General features: G+C 68.7%; 14 protein-coding genes. 4 read left to right on the top strand and 10 right to left on the bottom strand.

Annotated elements, in window-relative coordinates; genetic code table 11:
* Positions 1 to 92: 92 nt before the first annotated feature.
* From AC07OY_RS13235 to AC07OY_RS13245, 3 genes are all read right to left on the bottom strand, one after another.
* The gene (locus AC07OY_RS13235) at positions 93 to 2612 is read right to left on the bottom strand and encodes a putative bifunctional diguanylate cyclase/phosphodiesterase (protein WP_495043049.1); all 2520 of its coding nucleotides are present in this window, start codon (positions 2610 to 2612) and stop codon (positions 93 to 95) included.
* Between the two features lie 94 nt (positions 2613 to 2706).
* Positions 2707 to 3264, bottom strand: coding sequence for a DUF2242 domain-containing protein (locus AC07OY_RS13240; protein WP_495043050.1), 558 nt, complete (start codon positions 3262 to 3264; stop codon positions 2707 to 2709).
* A gap of 83 nt (positions 3265 to 3347) precedes the next feature.
* On the bottom strand, positions 3348 to 4226 hold the full coding sequence (locus tag AC07OY_RS13245; protein WP_495043051.1) for a LysR family transcriptional regulator: 879 nt from the start codon (positions 4224 to 4226) through the stop codon (positions 3348 to 3350).
* A gap of 81 nt (positions 4227 to 4307) precedes the next feature.
* Between AC07OY_RS13245 and AC07OY_RS13250 the strand changes: the two genes are divergently transcribed.
* Both AC07OY_RS13250 and AC07OY_RS13255 read left to right on the top strand, forming a co-directional pair.
* A complete protein-coding gene (locus tag AC07OY_RS13250; RefSeq protein ID WP_495043052.1) occupies positions 4308 to 5342 on the top strand; it encodes an NADP-dependent oxidoreductase in 1035 nt (344 codons plus the stop codon).
* Positions 5339 to 5983: a hypothetical protein gene (locus tag AC07OY_RS13255; RefSeq protein ID WP_495043053.1), complete on the top strand. Its 645-nt coding sequence runs from the start codon at positions 5339 to 5341 to the stop codon at positions 5981 to 5983. The genes AC07OY_RS13250 and AC07OY_RS13255 overlap by 4 nt, the downstream gene beginning before the upstream one ends.
* Before the next feature lie 17 nt (positions 5984 to 6000).
* Here the strand turns inward: AC07OY_RS13255 and AC07OY_RS13260 are convergent, their stop codons facing one another.
* A complete protein-coding gene (locus AC07OY_RS13260; protein WP_495043054.1) occupies positions 6001 to 6324 on the bottom strand; it encodes a hypothetical protein in 324 nt (107 codons plus the stop codon).
* A gap of 184 nt (positions 6325 to 6508) precedes the next feature.
* Between AC07OY_RS13260 and AC07OY_RS13265 the strand changes: the two genes are divergently transcribed.
* Positions 6509 to 6952 carry an OsmC family protein gene (locus AC07OY_RS13265; RefSeq protein ID WP_495043055.1) on the top strand — a complete coding sequence of 148 codons (444 nt, stop codon included), beginning with the start codon at positions 6509 to 6511 and terminating at the stop codon, positions 6950 to 6952.
* On the opposite strand, the gene AC07OY_RS13270 is transcribed toward AC07OY_RS13265, so the two are convergent.
* The 6 genes from AC07OY_RS13270 to rtcR all read right to left on the bottom strand — a co-directional run bounded on the left by AC07OY_RS13270 (position 6949) and on the right by rtcR (position 12429).
* Entirely contained in the window at positions 6949 to 7716 is a 768-nt protein-coding gene (locus AC07OY_RS13270; protein WP_495043056.1) for an ABC transporter ATP-binding protein, read from the bottom strand. The genes AC07OY_RS13265 and AC07OY_RS13270 overlap by 4 nt on opposite strands.
* Positions 7706 to 8467, bottom strand: a complete 762-nt coding sequence (locus tag AC07OY_RS13275; RefSeq protein WP_495043057.1) for an ABC transporter permease — start codon at positions 8465 to 8467, stop codon at positions 7706 to 7708. The genes AC07OY_RS13270 and AC07OY_RS13275 overlap by 11 nt, the downstream gene beginning before the upstream one ends.
* Positions 8464 to 8895, bottom strand: a complete 432-nt coding sequence (locus AC07OY_RS13280; RefSeq protein WP_495043058.1) for a cupredoxin domain-containing protein — start codon at positions 8893 to 8895, stop codon at positions 8464 to 8466. The genes AC07OY_RS13275 and AC07OY_RS13280 overlap by 4 nt, the downstream gene beginning before the upstream one ends.
* Positions 8896 to 9036: 141 nt before the next feature.
* Positions 9037 to 9609, bottom strand: a complete 573-nt coding sequence (locus AC07OY_RS13285; protein WP_495043059.1) for an SCO family protein — start codon at positions 9607 to 9609, stop codon at positions 9037 to 9039.
* A 117-nt stretch (positions 9610 to 9726) separates the two neighbouring features.
* Positions 9727 to 10761, bottom strand: coding sequence for an ABC transporter substrate-binding protein (locus AC07OY_RS13290; protein ID WP_495043060.1), 1035 nt, complete (start codon positions 10759 to 10761; stop codon positions 9727 to 9729).
* A gap of 72 nt (positions 10762 to 10833) precedes the next feature.
* Positions 10834 to 12429: an RNA repair transcriptional activator RtcR gene (gene rtcR, locus AC07OY_RS13295; protein ID WP_495043061.1), complete on the bottom strand. Its 1596-nt coding sequence runs from the start codon at positions 12427 to 12429 to the stop codon at positions 10834 to 10836.
* A gap of 197 nt (positions 12430 to 12626) precedes the next feature.
* On the opposite strand from rtcR, the gene AC07OY_RS13300 reads away from it, so the two are divergent.
* Complete coding sequence (locus AC07OY_RS13300) at positions 12627 to 14198, top strand: RNA-binding protein (RefSeq protein WP_495043062.1); 1572 nt, start codon at positions 12627 to 12629, stop codon at positions 14196 to 14198.
* The last annotated feature ends 201 nt before the right edge of the window (positions 14199 to 14399 follow it).

A 14399-nucleotide genomic window follows, 5' to 3' on the forward strand; every position in this document is an offset into this window, starting at 1 on the left:
GCCTGCCGAAGAGCTGCGGCAATGCTGCAAGCGCGGCCTGCAAGAACCGACTGGGCTTGCCCGCGTTCAGCGGCAAGACCGGGCGAGGGGCTTCAATGCTCTGCGCCGAAGCGGGTATCGGGCAGATGCATCAGGCTGCGCATCTGCAGCCGTGTCGAAGGCCAGCTCGTCAATGGCGGATTGACCGAGTCGAGGTGGGCGTCGCGTGCGGCGCCCAGGCCCTGGCGGTGGGCCAGCTCGACAAAGGCCTGGGTCGCGTCGCGCGGCAGGGCCTGGGCGAACAGGAAACCCTGGCCGAGCGCGCAGCCCATCTCGGTCAGCACCTGCTGCTGCTCGGCGGTCTCGATGCCCTCGGCCACGGTGTGCAGGCCCAGGGCCTGGGCGAGCTCATGGATGGCCGACACGATGGCGCGGGCCGTCGGGCCGGCGCGCGGATGGTCGAGGTCGGCGATGAAGGCGCGGTCGATCTTGAGCTGGTCCAGCGGCAGGCGGCGCAGATAGGCCAGCGACGAGAAGCCGGTGCCGAAATCGTCCAGCGCGATGCGCACCCCGAGGGCGCGCAGCCGGGTCAGCAGGTCGATGGCATGGTTGCCGTCGTTCAGCAGCGCCGATTCCGTCAGCTCGATCTCCAGCCGGTCGGCGGACAGGCCGCTGCGTTCCAGCGCCTCCAGCACATGCAGCTCGATGGGGCTGCGCTCGAACTGCAGGGCCGACACGTTGACGGCCACGCGCAGCCCGCCCGGCCAGCGCGCGGCGTCGCGGCAGGCCACCAGCAGCGCCCAGGCGCCGATGGGGACGATGAGGCCGCTGTCTTCGGCCAACGGGATGAAGACGGCCGGCGGCACGAGGCCGCGGACGGGGTGGCGCCAGCGCATCAGCGCCTCGAAGCCCAGCAACTTGCCGCTGGCCAGCTCGATCTGCGGCTGGTAGTGCATCTCCAGCTGGCCCGCGTCCAGGGCCTGGCGCAGGTCGGCCAGCAGGGCGAGGCGGTCCTGGGCCTCCTGCTGCAGGGCCGGCTCGTAGAGCACGAGGCGGTCGCGTCCGGCGGCCTTGGCGGCGAACAGGGCCAAGTCGGCGGCGCGCAGCAGCGGGTCGGGGGCCTGGGCGTGGCGCGGCGCGCAGGCGGCGCCGATGCTGACGCGCACGTCGATCTCATGGCCGGCGATGGGCACCGGCACGCGCAGGGCCGAGCGCAGCTGCTTGCCCAGGCGCTGCATGGCCTCGGGGCTGAGCTCGCCGCGCAGCAGCACGGCGAACTCGTCGGCGCCCAGGCGGGCGACCAGGTCGCCGCTGCCGCGCCGGGCCGCGAGGCTGTCGCGCAGCCGCTCGCCGACGGCCGCCAGCAGATGGTCGCCGGCGGCGTGGCCCAGGCTGTCGTTGACCTGCTTGAAGCAGTCCAGGTCCAGCAGCAGCACGGTGCAGGGCGAGATCGGCCCGCCGCCGCCCAGATAGAGGGCCAGGCGGCGATGGAACTGGTGGCGGTTGGCCAGGCCGGTGACGGTGTCCTGGTCGGTCAGGCGCAGCAGCTCGCGTTCGCGCTCGCGCACCTCGCTGACGTCGCTGGCCACGCCGCGCCAGCCGCCATCGCCGTCCAGGCGCCGCCCGCTCAGGGCCCACCAGACATCGGCGCCGCCGACATGCAGGTGCAGGGCGTGGTCGCGCAGCGGTTCGTGCGTCAGCAGGGCGTCGCCCAGCTGGTCCAGGCGCTGCCTGGCCTCGGCGTTGTCGGCAGGCAGGTGGCGGGACAGCAGTTCCAGCAGCGGCAGGCCGATCAGGCTTGCAGCCGGCCGGCCCAGGCGCTCAGCCATGCGCTGCGACACATGGCGCAGCCGGCCGTCGCGGCCCAGCTCCCAGAGCCAGTCGCTGGCGTGGTGTTCGAAGTCGCGCAGCAGCAGCGACACGGTCAGCCGGTCGCGCGCGGCCTCGTGCTGGGCGTGGCGGCCCTGCAGGAAGAGGCGGGCATTCAGCAGGGCCGCCATGCACAGCACGATGGCGTACAGCGGCAGCAGCGGCAGCAGGCCGTTCATCCAGGGCAGCGGCAGCAGCAGGATGCCCACCGCCAGCGTCCCGCAAGTGCCCACGATCCAGGCGATGGCCACGGCCGGCAGCAGGGCGAACATCCAGGCCGCGGCGGCGATGGCGCCGGCCATGGTGGCGACCAGCGGCGCATGCATGCCCGGCGGCACCTGCTGGGCCACCTGCAGCAGCAGGATCACATCCAGCACGCCGCCGAGGAAGAGATCCAGGGCCAGCAGCAGGCCGGCGCGCATGCCGCGAGGCGGCGCGTCGGGGGAGCGCTGCTGGCGCTCATGCCACCAGAGCAGGAAGTTGAAGCCGTTGAGGGCGATCAGGCCGATCAGCACCGGCCCGAGCGGCGCCAGCGCGGCATTCCTGCCCAGGGCCGCCAGCAGCAGGGTGATGGCGATGGCCGTCGCGATGACGGAGGCGGGCAGCTGGTCGACGACGGCGCGCCACTGGTCGCCGCGCAGCCGGGCCGCCTCGGCGGGCTCGCCCGGCACCTTCCAGGCGGCGTCGATCAGGCGCCGAAAGCCCGCCAGCGGCTGCCAGCCGGGCGCGGCGGGCAGGGCGAAAGGGGGCGAAGGCTCAACCATGGCCGGGCCATCCTAGGCGGACGCCGGCCTGCGTGGCTGTGACGCAATGCCTGAGAAATGACTTATTCCAAGGTGAGTTCTGACATCGGCGCTTTCAGCGCGAAGCCGTGTTCTCGCGCAGCATGCGCTGCATCAGCGTGAAGAAACGGTCGTAGAACTCGCCGGCGGGAATGGTTTCGGAGGCCACCTTGACGAGGGAGTCCTGGGTCGACGACAGGGGCACCGAAATGGAGCCCAGGGCGCTGACGCCCAGGCTGGCGGCCTGCGGGCTCTTCTTCAGCGCATAGCGGTCCTGCTGGGCGCTGACATAGGCGGTGGCGATCTGCTGCTTGGGGCCGTCGCCGACGCAGACGATGTTGAACGCGATCTCCACATGCACCTCGCCCTCGGGCTGGAAGTGCTTGGCACCGCGCACCAGGCCGCTGTCGGCCTTGCTGATGACATAGCCCTGGCTGAGCAGGGCACGGCGCGCGGCTTCGCAGGTGTCGTCGACATTGGCATCGAACAGCCGCGAGAAGGTCTCTTCTGCGGCAAAGCTCTCGCTCTTGTAGACCTTGCTGGATTTTTCCGGGAGGTTGGAGGGCAGGCCGCCGCAGCCGGTCAGCAACGCGCCGAGCAGCAGTGGCGCGATCAGGGAGGGAAGGCGATGCATGGCGGGATTATTCCGTCCTCAGGTTGCGCTTTGTTGCTGGCGCCGGCCAACGCCCCAGCCATGCCCGGCGATGACAGGGCTTCTCAGAGGGTGGCCAGCAGCCCCGCCAGCCAGCCGCTGGCCGCGGCCGGGCGCCACACGAGATGCACCTGCTCCACGCAGTCGTAGGGGCAGTCGGGCACCGTCAGCCGAACCAGGCCGGGCGCCTCGGCCAGCGCGAAATCGGGCAGATAGGCCAGGGCCTGGCCGCTGCGCACCAGGCTGATCAGCAGCTGCAGGTCGTCCAGCCAGAAGCGGATGCGCCGTGGCAGGCGGTCGTCGCGCCAACCGTCGGCACGCGCGCCGCGCTCCAGGCCGCAGAACATCGAATGCTGGGGGCAGGCGAAGTCGTGCTGCAGCACCTCGGCCGTCGGCACCGTGCCGCGGCCGCCCAGCGGGTGGCCTGGGCCGGCGGCCAGCTGCATGCGAATCTCGCCGATGCGCCTGGCTTCGAGGCCAGCCGGCAGGGCGGCGCCCAGGGCCACGCCGGTGACCAGGGCCAGGTCGCCCTCGCCGCGCGCCAGGGCGGCCAGGGCCGCGTCCTCGAACAACGTCACAAAGGCCAGGCTGGCCTGGGGACCGTGGGCCGACAGCCGGGCGGCCAGCGAGGCACCAAACCCCCACTGGAGTATGGCTGGCGCCAGCAGGCGGCAATGTGAGCGCAGACTCACGCCACGGAACTCGGCCTCGGTCTGCTCGGCCAGCGTGACCAGGGCCAGGGCCCGTTCGCGCAGGCGTTCACCCGCCGCATTGAGGCGGATGGCCTTGCCGATGCGGTCGAAGACGGGGGTGGCCAGCGAGGCCTCCAGCCGCTTGACCGCCTTGGACAGGGCCGAGGGCGTCTGGTGCAGATCGTCCGCCGCGGCGCGCAGATTGGCGTGGCGGGCGATGACGAGAAAGCTGCGCAGGTCGGCGATGTCCATGGCTGTTCGTGTCCTTACAGGCATCGATTGTCGACTTTGTTTTGCTTCACAGGCATTAGCTGCGGCGGGAAGATCGCCGCCATGGACGAATTCATCGACAACCAGCAGTGGCTTTACCGCCGCCATCCCGAGGGCCTGGTCGGCCCCGAGCACTACGAACTCGTCACCACGCCGCTGGCCACCGCGCTGTCGGCCGGCGAGGTGCTGGTGGAGGCGCGCTGGTGGTCGGTGGATCCGTATATGCGCATCAACCAGTCGCTCAAGCCGACCTACAACGAGCTGCCGCATGCCCTGGACACGGTGCAGACGGCCGGCGTCGTCGGCCGCGTGCTGGCCTCTTCGGTGCCGGCGCTGGCGGCGGGCGACTGGGTGGAGGGCCTGCTGGGCTGGCAGACGCATGCGCGCGTCCACCATTCGGTGCTGCGCAAGCTGGACCCGACCCTGGCGCCGCCGTCCACGGCCATCGGCGTGCTGGGCATGCCGGGGCGCACGGCCTGGTTCGGGCTGATGGAATCGGGCCATCCCAAGGCGGGCGAGGTCGTCGTCGTCTCCGGCGCGGCCGGCGCCGTGGGCTCGCTGGTGGCCCAGTTCGCGCTGAAGAACGGCTGCCGGGTTCTCGGCATTGCCGGCGGCGCGGCCAAGTGCGAATGGCTGCGCGACAAGCTCGGCCTGACCTGGGCGGTGGACTACAAGGCTCACGCCGACACGGCATCGCTCGCGAAGCAGATCAAGGCGCTGACGGGAGGCGTGGACGTCTATTTCGACAATGTCGGCGGCTGGATCACCGACGCCGTCATTCCGCTGATCAACCGCCGCGCCCGCATCGTCATCTGCGGCGCCATCAGCCAATACTCGGGCGGCCTGGATGCGCCCGAACTGGGCCCGCGCTTCCTGCATCACATGCTCTACCAGCGCGCCACCATCCAGGGCATGCTGGCGCGCGACTATCTGCACCGCATGGACGAGATGCTGCGCGTCGTCGGGCCCATGGTGCAGCGCGGTGAGATCGTGTTCGAGGAGACGGTGGTGAAAGGGTTTGAGCAACTGCCGGCAACGCTGCAGAGCCTGTTCACGTCGGATCACCGCGGCAAGCTCATCGTGGAGGCTCAGGCATGAAGCGCCGTGCGTTTGCATTCGCCGCGCTGTTGCCGGCCCTGGCTCGCGCCGAGACCGCCATGGGTGGCCACGGCATGGCCGTTTTCGGTGGCCGCGAAGGTCTGTATGCCTCGCACCTGCCGATGTTCCACACGCCGCACGACAGCCAGTTGCTGTTCCGCTTCCATCTCGCCGATGCGGCTGCCGACAAGGCCTTGCGTGAGACGCTGGCGCGTGAGCCCAAGCTGTGGACCTTCGACCCCGAGACCTTCGACCTGCTGCGCTTCTCGCCCGGCCATGCCCAGCCGCTGCGCGAGTTCAAGGCGCGCTTCTTCGAGGGCCATTTCGAGCGCGGCGGCAAGCCGCAGGCCGCGCAGCAGCGCGTGCTTGTCGACGAGGTGCTGCTGTTCCGACGCCTCAGCGCCGCGCCGCGAGAGGCAGCGACGGGACGCTATCGCCTGATCGGCCGCGGCAGTGAATGGTTCGCCTTCAAGACCATCGACCGCCGGCCGGATTTCGATCACATCGTGCGCCTGCAAGCGCCCGAGACGAAGGGTGAGATCGACGTGGCATTGCGCGGCCTCAACCGGCCTGACGTGCAGCGCGCCTTCAAGGCCAGGGCCGTCACCGAGATCTACTTCGAGACCGGGGACCTGCGCTGAGGGCAAGCGTCCCGCCCTCAGAGCCGCGTCCACAGGATCACCGCGATGATGGCCAGGCACATGGCCGAATTGCCGGCGTTGACGGCAATGGCGCGGTTGCAGCGCCGGCCGTTCTGTTCCCACAGCCACAGCGCCATCGTCGTGTTGCCGCCGAGGAAGCACAGCCAGGTCCACAGGGAGTGCTGGCTGGAGTCCCCACTTTCCAGCAGGGCGCCTATGGTCGGCATGTAGGCGAGCACGCGGATGGAGTTGAAGAGGGCGAAAGCGCCGCCGAGGACGGCGAGATAGGCGTCGTGGGCGTGGCGGGCTCGGGCGCTGCGCAGAATGGCGCGGTTGGGCATGTGGATCTCCCCTGGGTTGACCCTGGCTCGGCACGGGATGGTGCCAACCCAACCAGACGCATTTCAGGGGCCGAAGCTGTCATGTCCGCGCCGAAATTCCCCGCCAATGGCAGGATTCACGTCGGCCTATACATTGCGTGCCAGCGTCCGGCCTGTGCAACGCCGGCCTTTTCACGGAGCCCCCATGGACCAACCCAGCGTCACCCTGATCCAGCGCCAGGGCTACCAGTTCGAACACCACTACGCACCCGGCATCGCGGTACTGCTGTCCGACGAGCCCGCGCCCATGGGGACCGGCCTCGGGCCCGACCCCGTCGAGCTGCTGGCTTCAGCCGTCGGCAACTGCCTCAGCGCTTCTCTGTGGTTCGCCTGCCAGAAGTACAAGGACGACCCCTCGCCGCTGCGCACCGAGGTCAAGGCGGCCGTCGGCCGCAATGAGCGCAACCGCAACCGCGTGCAGGGGCTGATCGTCGACCTGCACCTGGGCAAGCCAGCCGCCGAGCTGGCTCACATCCAGCGTGTGCTGGATACCTTCGAGGACTTCTGCACCGTCACGCAGAGCGTGGCGCCGGCCGTGCCGGTGACGCTGCGGGTGCTGGACAGCACGGGCGCCGTGCTGAAGGGCTAGGCGGGCATCTCCAGGCCCAGCTCCTTCAGGATGGCCTCGCGCAGCTGATCCATCTCCGGGCTGATCAGCCGCCGCGGATGCGGCATGTCCAGCTCGAAGCGGGCCTGGATGCGGGTGGGCCGCGCCGACAGCACGAGGATGCGGTCGGCCATGTAGAGGGCCTCGTCGACGTCGTGGGTGATGAGCAGCACGGTGTGCTTCTCCTCGGCCAGGATGCGCAGCAGCTCGTTGCGCATGCGCAGATTCATCAGCGCGTCCAGGGCCGAGAAGGGCTCGTCCAGGTAGAGGATCTCGGGCTTGACGATGAAGGCCCGCGCCAGCTCCACGCGCTTGAGCATGCCGCCCGACAGCTCGTGCGGGTAGGCGTTCTCGAAGCCCTTCAGCCCCACCATGGCGGCGTAGTGGTCGGCCAGCGCGGCCTTGTCGGCGCCATGCTTGTCGCTGAGGCCGAACATCAGGTTCTGCTGCACGGTCAGCCAGGGGAAGACCGAGCCGTATTGCGAAATGACGATGCCTTGCGGGCTGGGCCCCGGATGGGGTTGGCCGTCGATGAGCAGCGCACCGCCGTCGGGCTTCTCGAAGCCGGCCAGGATGTTCATCAGCGTGGACTTGCCGCAGCCCGAGGGGCCGACGATGGCGACGAACTCGCCCTCGGCCACCTCGAAGTCCACGCCGTCGATGACGGGCAGCTTGCCGCCCTTGGCGGCCTTGAAGCTCTTGGTCAGGCCTTTGACAGCGATCTTTGGAGTCTTGTTATCGGACATAGCGCCACCGCACCGTTTTCAGTTTCTCGAGCAGGCGCGTGATGCCGTCGAGCATCAGGCCGATGAAGCCGATGAGGATCATGGCGGCGATGACGAGGTCGTAGCGGTTGCCGGCGTTGCGCGAGTCCATGATGAGATAGCCCAGGCCCGAACGCAGCGCGATCATCTCGGCCGCCACGACGACCAGCCAGGCCACGCCGATGCCGATGCGCATGCCGACGATGATCTCCGGCAGCACGGCCGGGATGACGACGCGGCGGAACATGACGCCGCGCGACACGCCGAAATTGGCCGCCGCGCGCAGATAGCGCCGGTCGATGGTGTTCACGCCCGCGGTCGTCTGCACGATGAGCGGGAACACCGAGGCCATGAAGATCAGGAAGATGGGTGAGGCCTCGCCGACGCCGAACCACAGGATGGCCAGCGGGATCCAGGCGATGGGCGAGATCGGCCTCAGCATCTGGAAGATGGGGTTGAAGGTGCGGTAGGCGCCCGCCACCCAGCCCATCCACAGGCCCAGCGGGATGCCGATCAGCATCGCGAAGCCGAAGCCCACGCCGACGCGGTAGAGCGAGGCCGTGATGTGCTCCCACAGCGTGCCGTCCTCGGCCAGCTCCAGCGTGCCGGTGACGACCTGCCAGGGGGTCGGGAAGATGGGGCTTTCGGTGTGATCGACGATCCACCACCACGCCACGATGACGAGGGCGATGACGGCCAGCGGCGGCAGGATCTTGGCCAGGCGCGAGTTCAAGCGGAGGTCTCCGGTGCGTTGTTCTTGTTGCGGTGCTGCCAGCGCCACTTCAGCCGCTGCCAGCCCGCCTCGGGCGTGGGCGCGACGATGACGGCCATCTGGCCGCTGGCGTGGGCGCTGCAGGCAAAGCTGTAGGTCGAGGCGACCTCGAAGGGCAGGCGAAAACTCTGGCCCGGCATGATGAGAACGGGGCCGAACTGCTGCGGCACTTCGTCCTTGTTGCGCAGCAGCAGCTGGTCGTTGAGCCCGAGCGTCAGGTGGATGGTGTCGGGCAGGATCTCGACCTTGTCGCCGGCCATGCGGCGCGCATAGGTGCCGGCCGGGATCTCGAACAGCTCGTCTCTTGAGGACAGCTCCAAGGGAGCGAAGGCAGCCCAGGCCAATGGCGCCAGCGCCACCACCGGCAGGAGCCAGAGTAGACGTTTCACGTCAGTTGTCCGTCCCGTTTTCGGGCCGAGCGACGGGCCGCTCCCTAGCCGGCCCGCGCTGGCGATGTGCTTGCCGGTCGATCCGGCAAGCATCGCCGTCCCCTCGGGGGACCGGCCAAGGTACTCCTTGGACGAGGGGCTTCATCTCACCAGCAGCAATTGGATGTCGTGCACGAAGTCCTTGGCCTCGTGGCCATAGGGCATCATGGCCCGCAGCTTGCCCGTGCGGTCGATCAGCCAGACCGAGGTCGAGTGGTTCATGCCATAGGCATTGGGCTGCTTGGCGGCGATCTTCTCGGCGACGACGCCATAGCGCTTGCGCATGGCGGCCAGCTTGTCGGGCGTCTCGGTGCCGCCGACAAAGCTCTTGTCGAAGGCTTCAAGGTATTGGCGGATGCGGTTCACGTCGTCGCGCTCGGGGTCGACGGTCACATAGACGACCTGCACATCGGCGGCGGACGCGCCCAGCTGCTTGCGCGCCTGGGCCAGGGTGGCCAAGGTCGTGGGGCAGACCTCGGGGCAGTGGGTGAAGCCGAACACCAGCAGCACCAGCTTGCCCTTGAAGCGAGCCAGGCTGAGCGGCGCGCCGTCGCTGCCCTTGAGCGCGAACTCGGGCGCAGCTTGGGCGGGCTCGAAGACACCGGCCTTCAGACGCGGCGAGTTGGCGAGGACTGGCGCCGGCAGAGCGGCCAGCAGCAGCAAACGGCGCTTCATATCAGTCGCCCGTTTCGCACGTGACACCCAGGCATTGCGGGCCGAGCGCTGGGCCGCTCCCGAGCCGGCCCGTATGGGCGATGTGCAGCGCTGCAGGGCTGGGCGAGGGGCTCACCTTCATATCGTGATGGGCGCCGCCTTGGTCGCCTTGACGAAACTCTCGTCCACGTATTTCTCGTAGGCGATGGGCTGCTTGATGGTGCCGGCCTCGATGGACAGCTGCATCAGCTCGTCGAACTCGGCGCGGATCATGCGCAGGTCGCCATAGGTGACGCGGTCCGTCGGGTTCTCCATCACGAAGCGCAGGATGTTGGGGTCCTGGTTGAAGAACTTGCGGCCGGCGGCGATCTGGATGGCCTTCTCGCGGTTGGCCGGTCCCAGGTCCAGCCAGTTGCCGGCGCCCTGCACGTGGTCGACCAGGTTCTGCACCAGCGGGCGGTTGTCCTTGATGAGTTCCTCGCGCACCGTCAGCACGCAGCAGATGTAGTTGCGCCATTCGTCGCGCGTCATGCGCAAGGGCTTGGCATAGCCGGCGCGCTGGGCGGCCGCGCCGAAGGGCTCGCCGGTGCAGTAGGCATCGACGGCCTTGGCGTAGAGGGCGGCCGGCATGTCGGGCGGCGGCATCTCGACGATCTGGATGTCCTTCGGACTCATGCCCTCCTGGGCCAGCATCTTGCGCAGGAACAAAAAGTCCACCGCGAAGCGGCTGGGGATGGCGATGCGCTTGCCCGTCAGGTCCTTGAACTTCTTGTAGGGCGAGTCGGTGCGCACCATGATGACGGCGCCCGAGCGGTGGCCCAGGGACACGACCTTGACCGGGATCTTCTTGTCCGCCAGGTCCATGACCAGGGGCGCCAGCATGTAGGCGGCCTGGATGTTCCCCGTCATCAGCGATTCCTTGATCTCGGGCCAGCCGTTGTACTTGCTGTACTCGAACTTGAAGGCCTCGTTGCCGGCCGCCTTGTTGTTGGCGGCGCGCGCCGAGCAGGCGATGGGTAAGGTCAGATTGCAGGTCACCGGCAGGCCGCCGACGATCAGCGGACCAGGCGCGGCGGCGGCCGAAAGCGGCAATGCCGCGGCCATGGCGCCTTGCAGCAGGTGGCGGCGGTTCGGTCCGGCCGGCGGCGGGGAAGAGGGCAGTTCGGAATTCATGACAGCGGTTTCGGCAATGTGCCCGCTCGGCGCTCACTGTCCATCCGGGTTGACCGAATTGTGCCTATGTACCTACCTGAGCTGCTCCCAGCCCAGGCCGTGCTTGAGCAGGTATTTGCGCAGCCGGTCGGCGTCGTTGACGACCTGGCGCTTGTCCCGTGAGTGCTGGAAGAGCCGTCTCCCGGCGTCGGACAGGCTGCGGCTCTGGCGGCAGACCTCGGCCACGGCCTGGAGCTGGAGCTGGTCGAACAGGTCCAGGGCCTGCCAGGCCTCCTCGCCCAGGACGCCGGCCAGGTCGACCTTGGCGCCGGTGTCGACGGCGTCGCGCTGCCACATCCAGCGCAGGCGCTGGATTTCGGCGTCCACGAGGGCCGTGTCGATGCGGCCGCCCTCGGCCAGCGTGGCCAGGCGGGTGATGCTGGCGGACAGGTCACGGAAGTTGCCGCTCCAGTGGGCGTCGGCGGACTGGGCAAAGGCCAGATAGCGCGCCCGCGCCTCGGTGTTGAAGCGCACCGCCTGCTTGAGCTCGGCGCCGGCGCGCTGCAGCAGGTGGTCGATATTGGGCGCCAGGTCCTCGGGCCGCTCGGCCAGGCCGGGCAGGGTGTAGGACCACAGGTTGATGCGGGCGAACAGGTCTTCGCGGAAGCGCCCGGCCGCCACCTCCAGGCGCAGATCGCGGTTGGTGCCGGCCACGAGCTGGAAGTCGCTGGCCACTTCGCGGTCGGCGCCGACAGGGAAGAACTTCTTCTCCTCCACCGCCTTCAGCAGCATGGCCTGTTCGTCGGCGCCGAGCTCGCCGATCTCGTCCAGGAAGAGCACGCCGCCGTGCGCCGCGCGCAGCAGCCCGGCACGGTCGGCCGCGGCGCCGGTGAACGAACCCTTCTTGTGGCCGAACAGCGTGGAAGCGGCGCCATCTCCGCGCAGCGTCGCGCAATTCACCTCGACGAAGTCGCCGGCCACCTGGTGGCGGGCCTTCTTCAGCTCGTACATGCGTCGCGCCAGATGCGACTTGCCGGCGCCGGTCGGCCCCGTCAGCAGCACCGGCGCACGCGAGCGCACGGCCACGCGCTCGATCTCCTCGATCAGCGCGTTGAAGGCGGCATTGCGCGTGGCGATGCCGCTCTTCAGGAAGTCCAGCGCATCGGCCTGGGCCTGCTCGAAGCGGCGCGCCAGGTCGTCGTAGCGGGACAGGTCCAGATCGATCAGCGTCCAGGTGCCGGCGTTGCCGCGAGTCTGGCGCTTGGGCGGCGAGGTCTGCAGCAGCACGCCGGGGATGAAGCGCGACTCGACGAGCAGGAAGAGGCAGATCTGGCCGACGTGGGTGCCGGTGGTGATGTGCACCCAGTACTCCTCGGCATCGAGGTCGAAGTCATAGGTGCTCACCCAGTCGTAGAGGGCGCCATAGACCTCGCCGAAGTCCCAGGGGTCGCGCACGCCCATGGGCGCGCGACGCACCTCGGTCTGCGGCGAGACCGAGGCGATGTCGCGGCTGACCTGCTCGGCCAGGCCGATGTGGCCCGGGGCGTGCAGCAGCTCGATGCGGTCCACCAGCAAGTCCTCATGCTGGGCGATGGACACGGTTGGCCGCCACTTCTCCCAACGGCCGGCGCCTTGGCCGCTGTCCAGCTGGCTGCCCAGGAAGCCGATCATGACCTTGCGCTTGGGCATAGACGATGGACTAGTTGGCTAGCTCAAATTCTAGGTCGCGAGGCCGCGCTGAGCACCGCCGCGCCACCAGTCCTGTCTGAACTAGCAGCAATTTCCTTCCAAATCAACGACTTATAAATTTCTTCATCAGCGCTCTCGAAAGCTGGCACAGCCGTTGCAAAAGCTAGCGGCACAAGTTGAATGCAATCGAGACGAACATGGTCAACACCCAACTCTTCCACACCGCCAAGGGCGCCCTGCTGCCCGCCGCGACGGCGCGGAACCAAGCCGGCGCTGCGGCCTATGCGCTGAGCCCGCGCCACCAGCTGGCCCAGCTCGCCGCCACCGGCTGCCTGAACTCCACCTTCTATGCCGACGCCGAAGCCCAGCTCGATCAGATGCTGGCCCTGGCCCAATCCGTCGAGCCCGAATTCGTCGCCAAGACCGCGATCTATGCCCGCCAGGCCCATATGAAGGACATGCCCGTGCTGCTGGCCGCCCAGCTGGCCGTGCGCGACGTGGCCCTGCTGGCCAAGGTGTTCGGCCGCGTGGTCGACAACGGCAAGACGCTGCGCGGCTTCGTGCAGATGCTGCGCAGCGGCCAACTCGGCCGCAAGTCGCTGGGAACGCGGCCCAAGAGGCTGGTGCAGCAATGGCTGCTGTCGGCGACCGAGCAGCAACTGCTGAACGCCGCCGTCGGCACCACGCCGTCGCTGGCGGACGTGGTGAAGATGGTCCACCCCAAGCCTCTGGAGGCCTGGCGCGCTGCCTGGTTCGCCTGGCTGATCGGCCGCCCGTTTGATGCCGCCGCACTGCCTCCGCTGACCGCCGCCTTCGAGCGCTTCAAGCGCGAGCTGGCCGAGGGGAAGACGCCGGCCGAAGTGCCTGCCGTGCCCTTCCAGCTGCTGACTGCATTGCCGCTCAAGACTGAGCACTGGGCCCAGATCGCCCGCGACGGCTCCTGGCAGATGCTGCGCCAGAGCCTGAACACCTTTGCCCGCCAAGGCGTGTTCGGTGTGAAGGGCCTGGAGGCCGTCGTGGCCGACAAGCTGCGCGATCCGGAAGCGGTTCGTCGTGCCCGTGTGCTGCCCTTCCAGCTGCTGTCGGCCTACAAGGCTGCGGCGGATGTCCCGGGGCAAGTGCGCGAAGCGCTGCAGGACGCCCTCGACGTGGCGCTGGCCAATGTGCCGGCTTTCGAGGGCCGCGTGGTCGTCTGCCCGGACGTGTCCGGGTCGATGAGCTCGCCGGTGACGGGCAACCGTGGTTCCGCGACGTCCAGCGTGCGTTGCATCGACGTGGCGGCCCTGGTGGCCGCGGCGATCCGCGCCAAGAACCGGCAGGCCCGCGTGCTGCCCTTCGAGCAGGACGTCGTGAAGCTGCAGCTGAACCCGCGTGACTCGGTGCTGACGCAGGCCCAGGCCCTCGCCGCCATCGGCGGTGGCGGCACGAACTGCAGTGCGCCGCTGGCCTTGCTGAATCGCGAGAAGGCCGAGGTGGATGTGGTGATCCTGGTTTCGGACAACGAATCCTGGGTCGATGCGAACCGCCGCGGCGCGACGCAGACGATGCGCGAGTGGGAAGTGCTGAAGCAGCGCAACCCGCAAGCGCGCCTGATCTGCCTGGACCTGCAGCCCTATGCGACCACGCAGGCCGCGGAGCGCATCGACATCATGAATGTCGGCGGCTTCTCGGACGCCGTGTTCACGATGATGGCGCGCTTTGCCGCAGGGCAGACGGGCGCCGAGCACTGGGTGGGCGAGATCGAAAAGATCCAGCTCGACCCGCAGTAGCAGAAGAAGTTTGAAGGGGTGGCTCGGGCGAATGCCCGCAGGACTACAGCACCATCAGGTCGCGCAGGCCCGCTAGCCTGCAACGGAGAACCCGTAGACCGCGTCTTGCGATCCTGGTCGCTCGAGTCGCCCCTCTTTTGATATTTGCGTCGTCGCGTGGCGAATGCCGATGGGATTACATCGATAAGGATCTCATCACCC

Source organism: Roseateles sp. GW821-FHT09H10, from assembly GCF_059415865.1.

Bases quoted from the DNA above. Each gene is read 5' to 3' on its own strand.
- AC07OY_RS13270 (WP_495043056.1), bottom strand. From the start codon at position 7,716: ATGTCCGATAACAAGACTCCAAAGATCGCTGTCAAAGGCCTGACCAAG.
- AC07OY_RS13265 (WP_495043055.1), top strand. From the start codon at position 6,509: ATGGACCAACCCAGCGTCACCCTGATCCAGCGCCAGGGCTACCAGTTC.
- AC07OY_RS13250 (WP_495043052.1), top strand. From the start codon at position 4,308: ATGGACGAATTCATCGACAACCAGCAGTGGCTTTACCGCCGCCATCCC.
- AC07OY_RS13290 (WP_495043060.1), bottom strand. From the start codon at position 10,761: ATGAATTCCGAACTGCCCTCTTCCCCGCCGCCGGCCGGACCGAACCGC.
- AC07OY_RS13245 (WP_495043051.1), bottom strand. From the start codon at position 4,226: ATGGACATCGCCGACCTGCGCAGCTTTCTCGTCATCGCCCGCCACGCC.
- rtcR (WP_495043061.1), bottom strand. From the start codon at position 12,429: ATGCCCAAGCGCAAGGTCATGATCGGCTTCCTGGGCAGCCAGCTGGAC.
- AC07OY_RS13285 (WP_495043059.1), bottom strand. From the start codon at position 9,609: ATGAAGCGCCGTTTGCTGCTGCTGGCCGCTCTGCCGGCGCCAGTCCTC.
- AC07OY_RS13240 (WP_495043050.1), bottom strand. From the start codon at position 3,264: ATGCATCGCCTTCCCTCCCTGATCGCGCCACTGCTGCTCGGCGCGTTG.
- AC07OY_RS13255 (WP_495043053.1), top strand. From the start codon at position 5,339: ATGAAGCGCCGTGCGTTTGCATTCGCCGCGCTGTTGCCGGCCCTGGCT.
- AC07OY_RS13260 (WP_495043054.1), bottom strand. From the start codon at position 6,324: ATGCCCAACCGCGCCATTCTGCGCAGCGCCCGAGCCCGCCACGCCCAC.
- AC07OY_RS13300 (WP_495043062.1), top strand. From the start codon at position 12,627: ATGGTCAACACCCAACTCTTCCACACCGCCAAGGGCGCCCTGCTGCCC.
- AC07OY_RS13235 (WP_495043049.1), bottom strand. From the start codon at position 2,612: ATGGTTGAGCCTTCGCCCCCTTTCGCCCTGCCCGCCGCGCCCGGCTGG.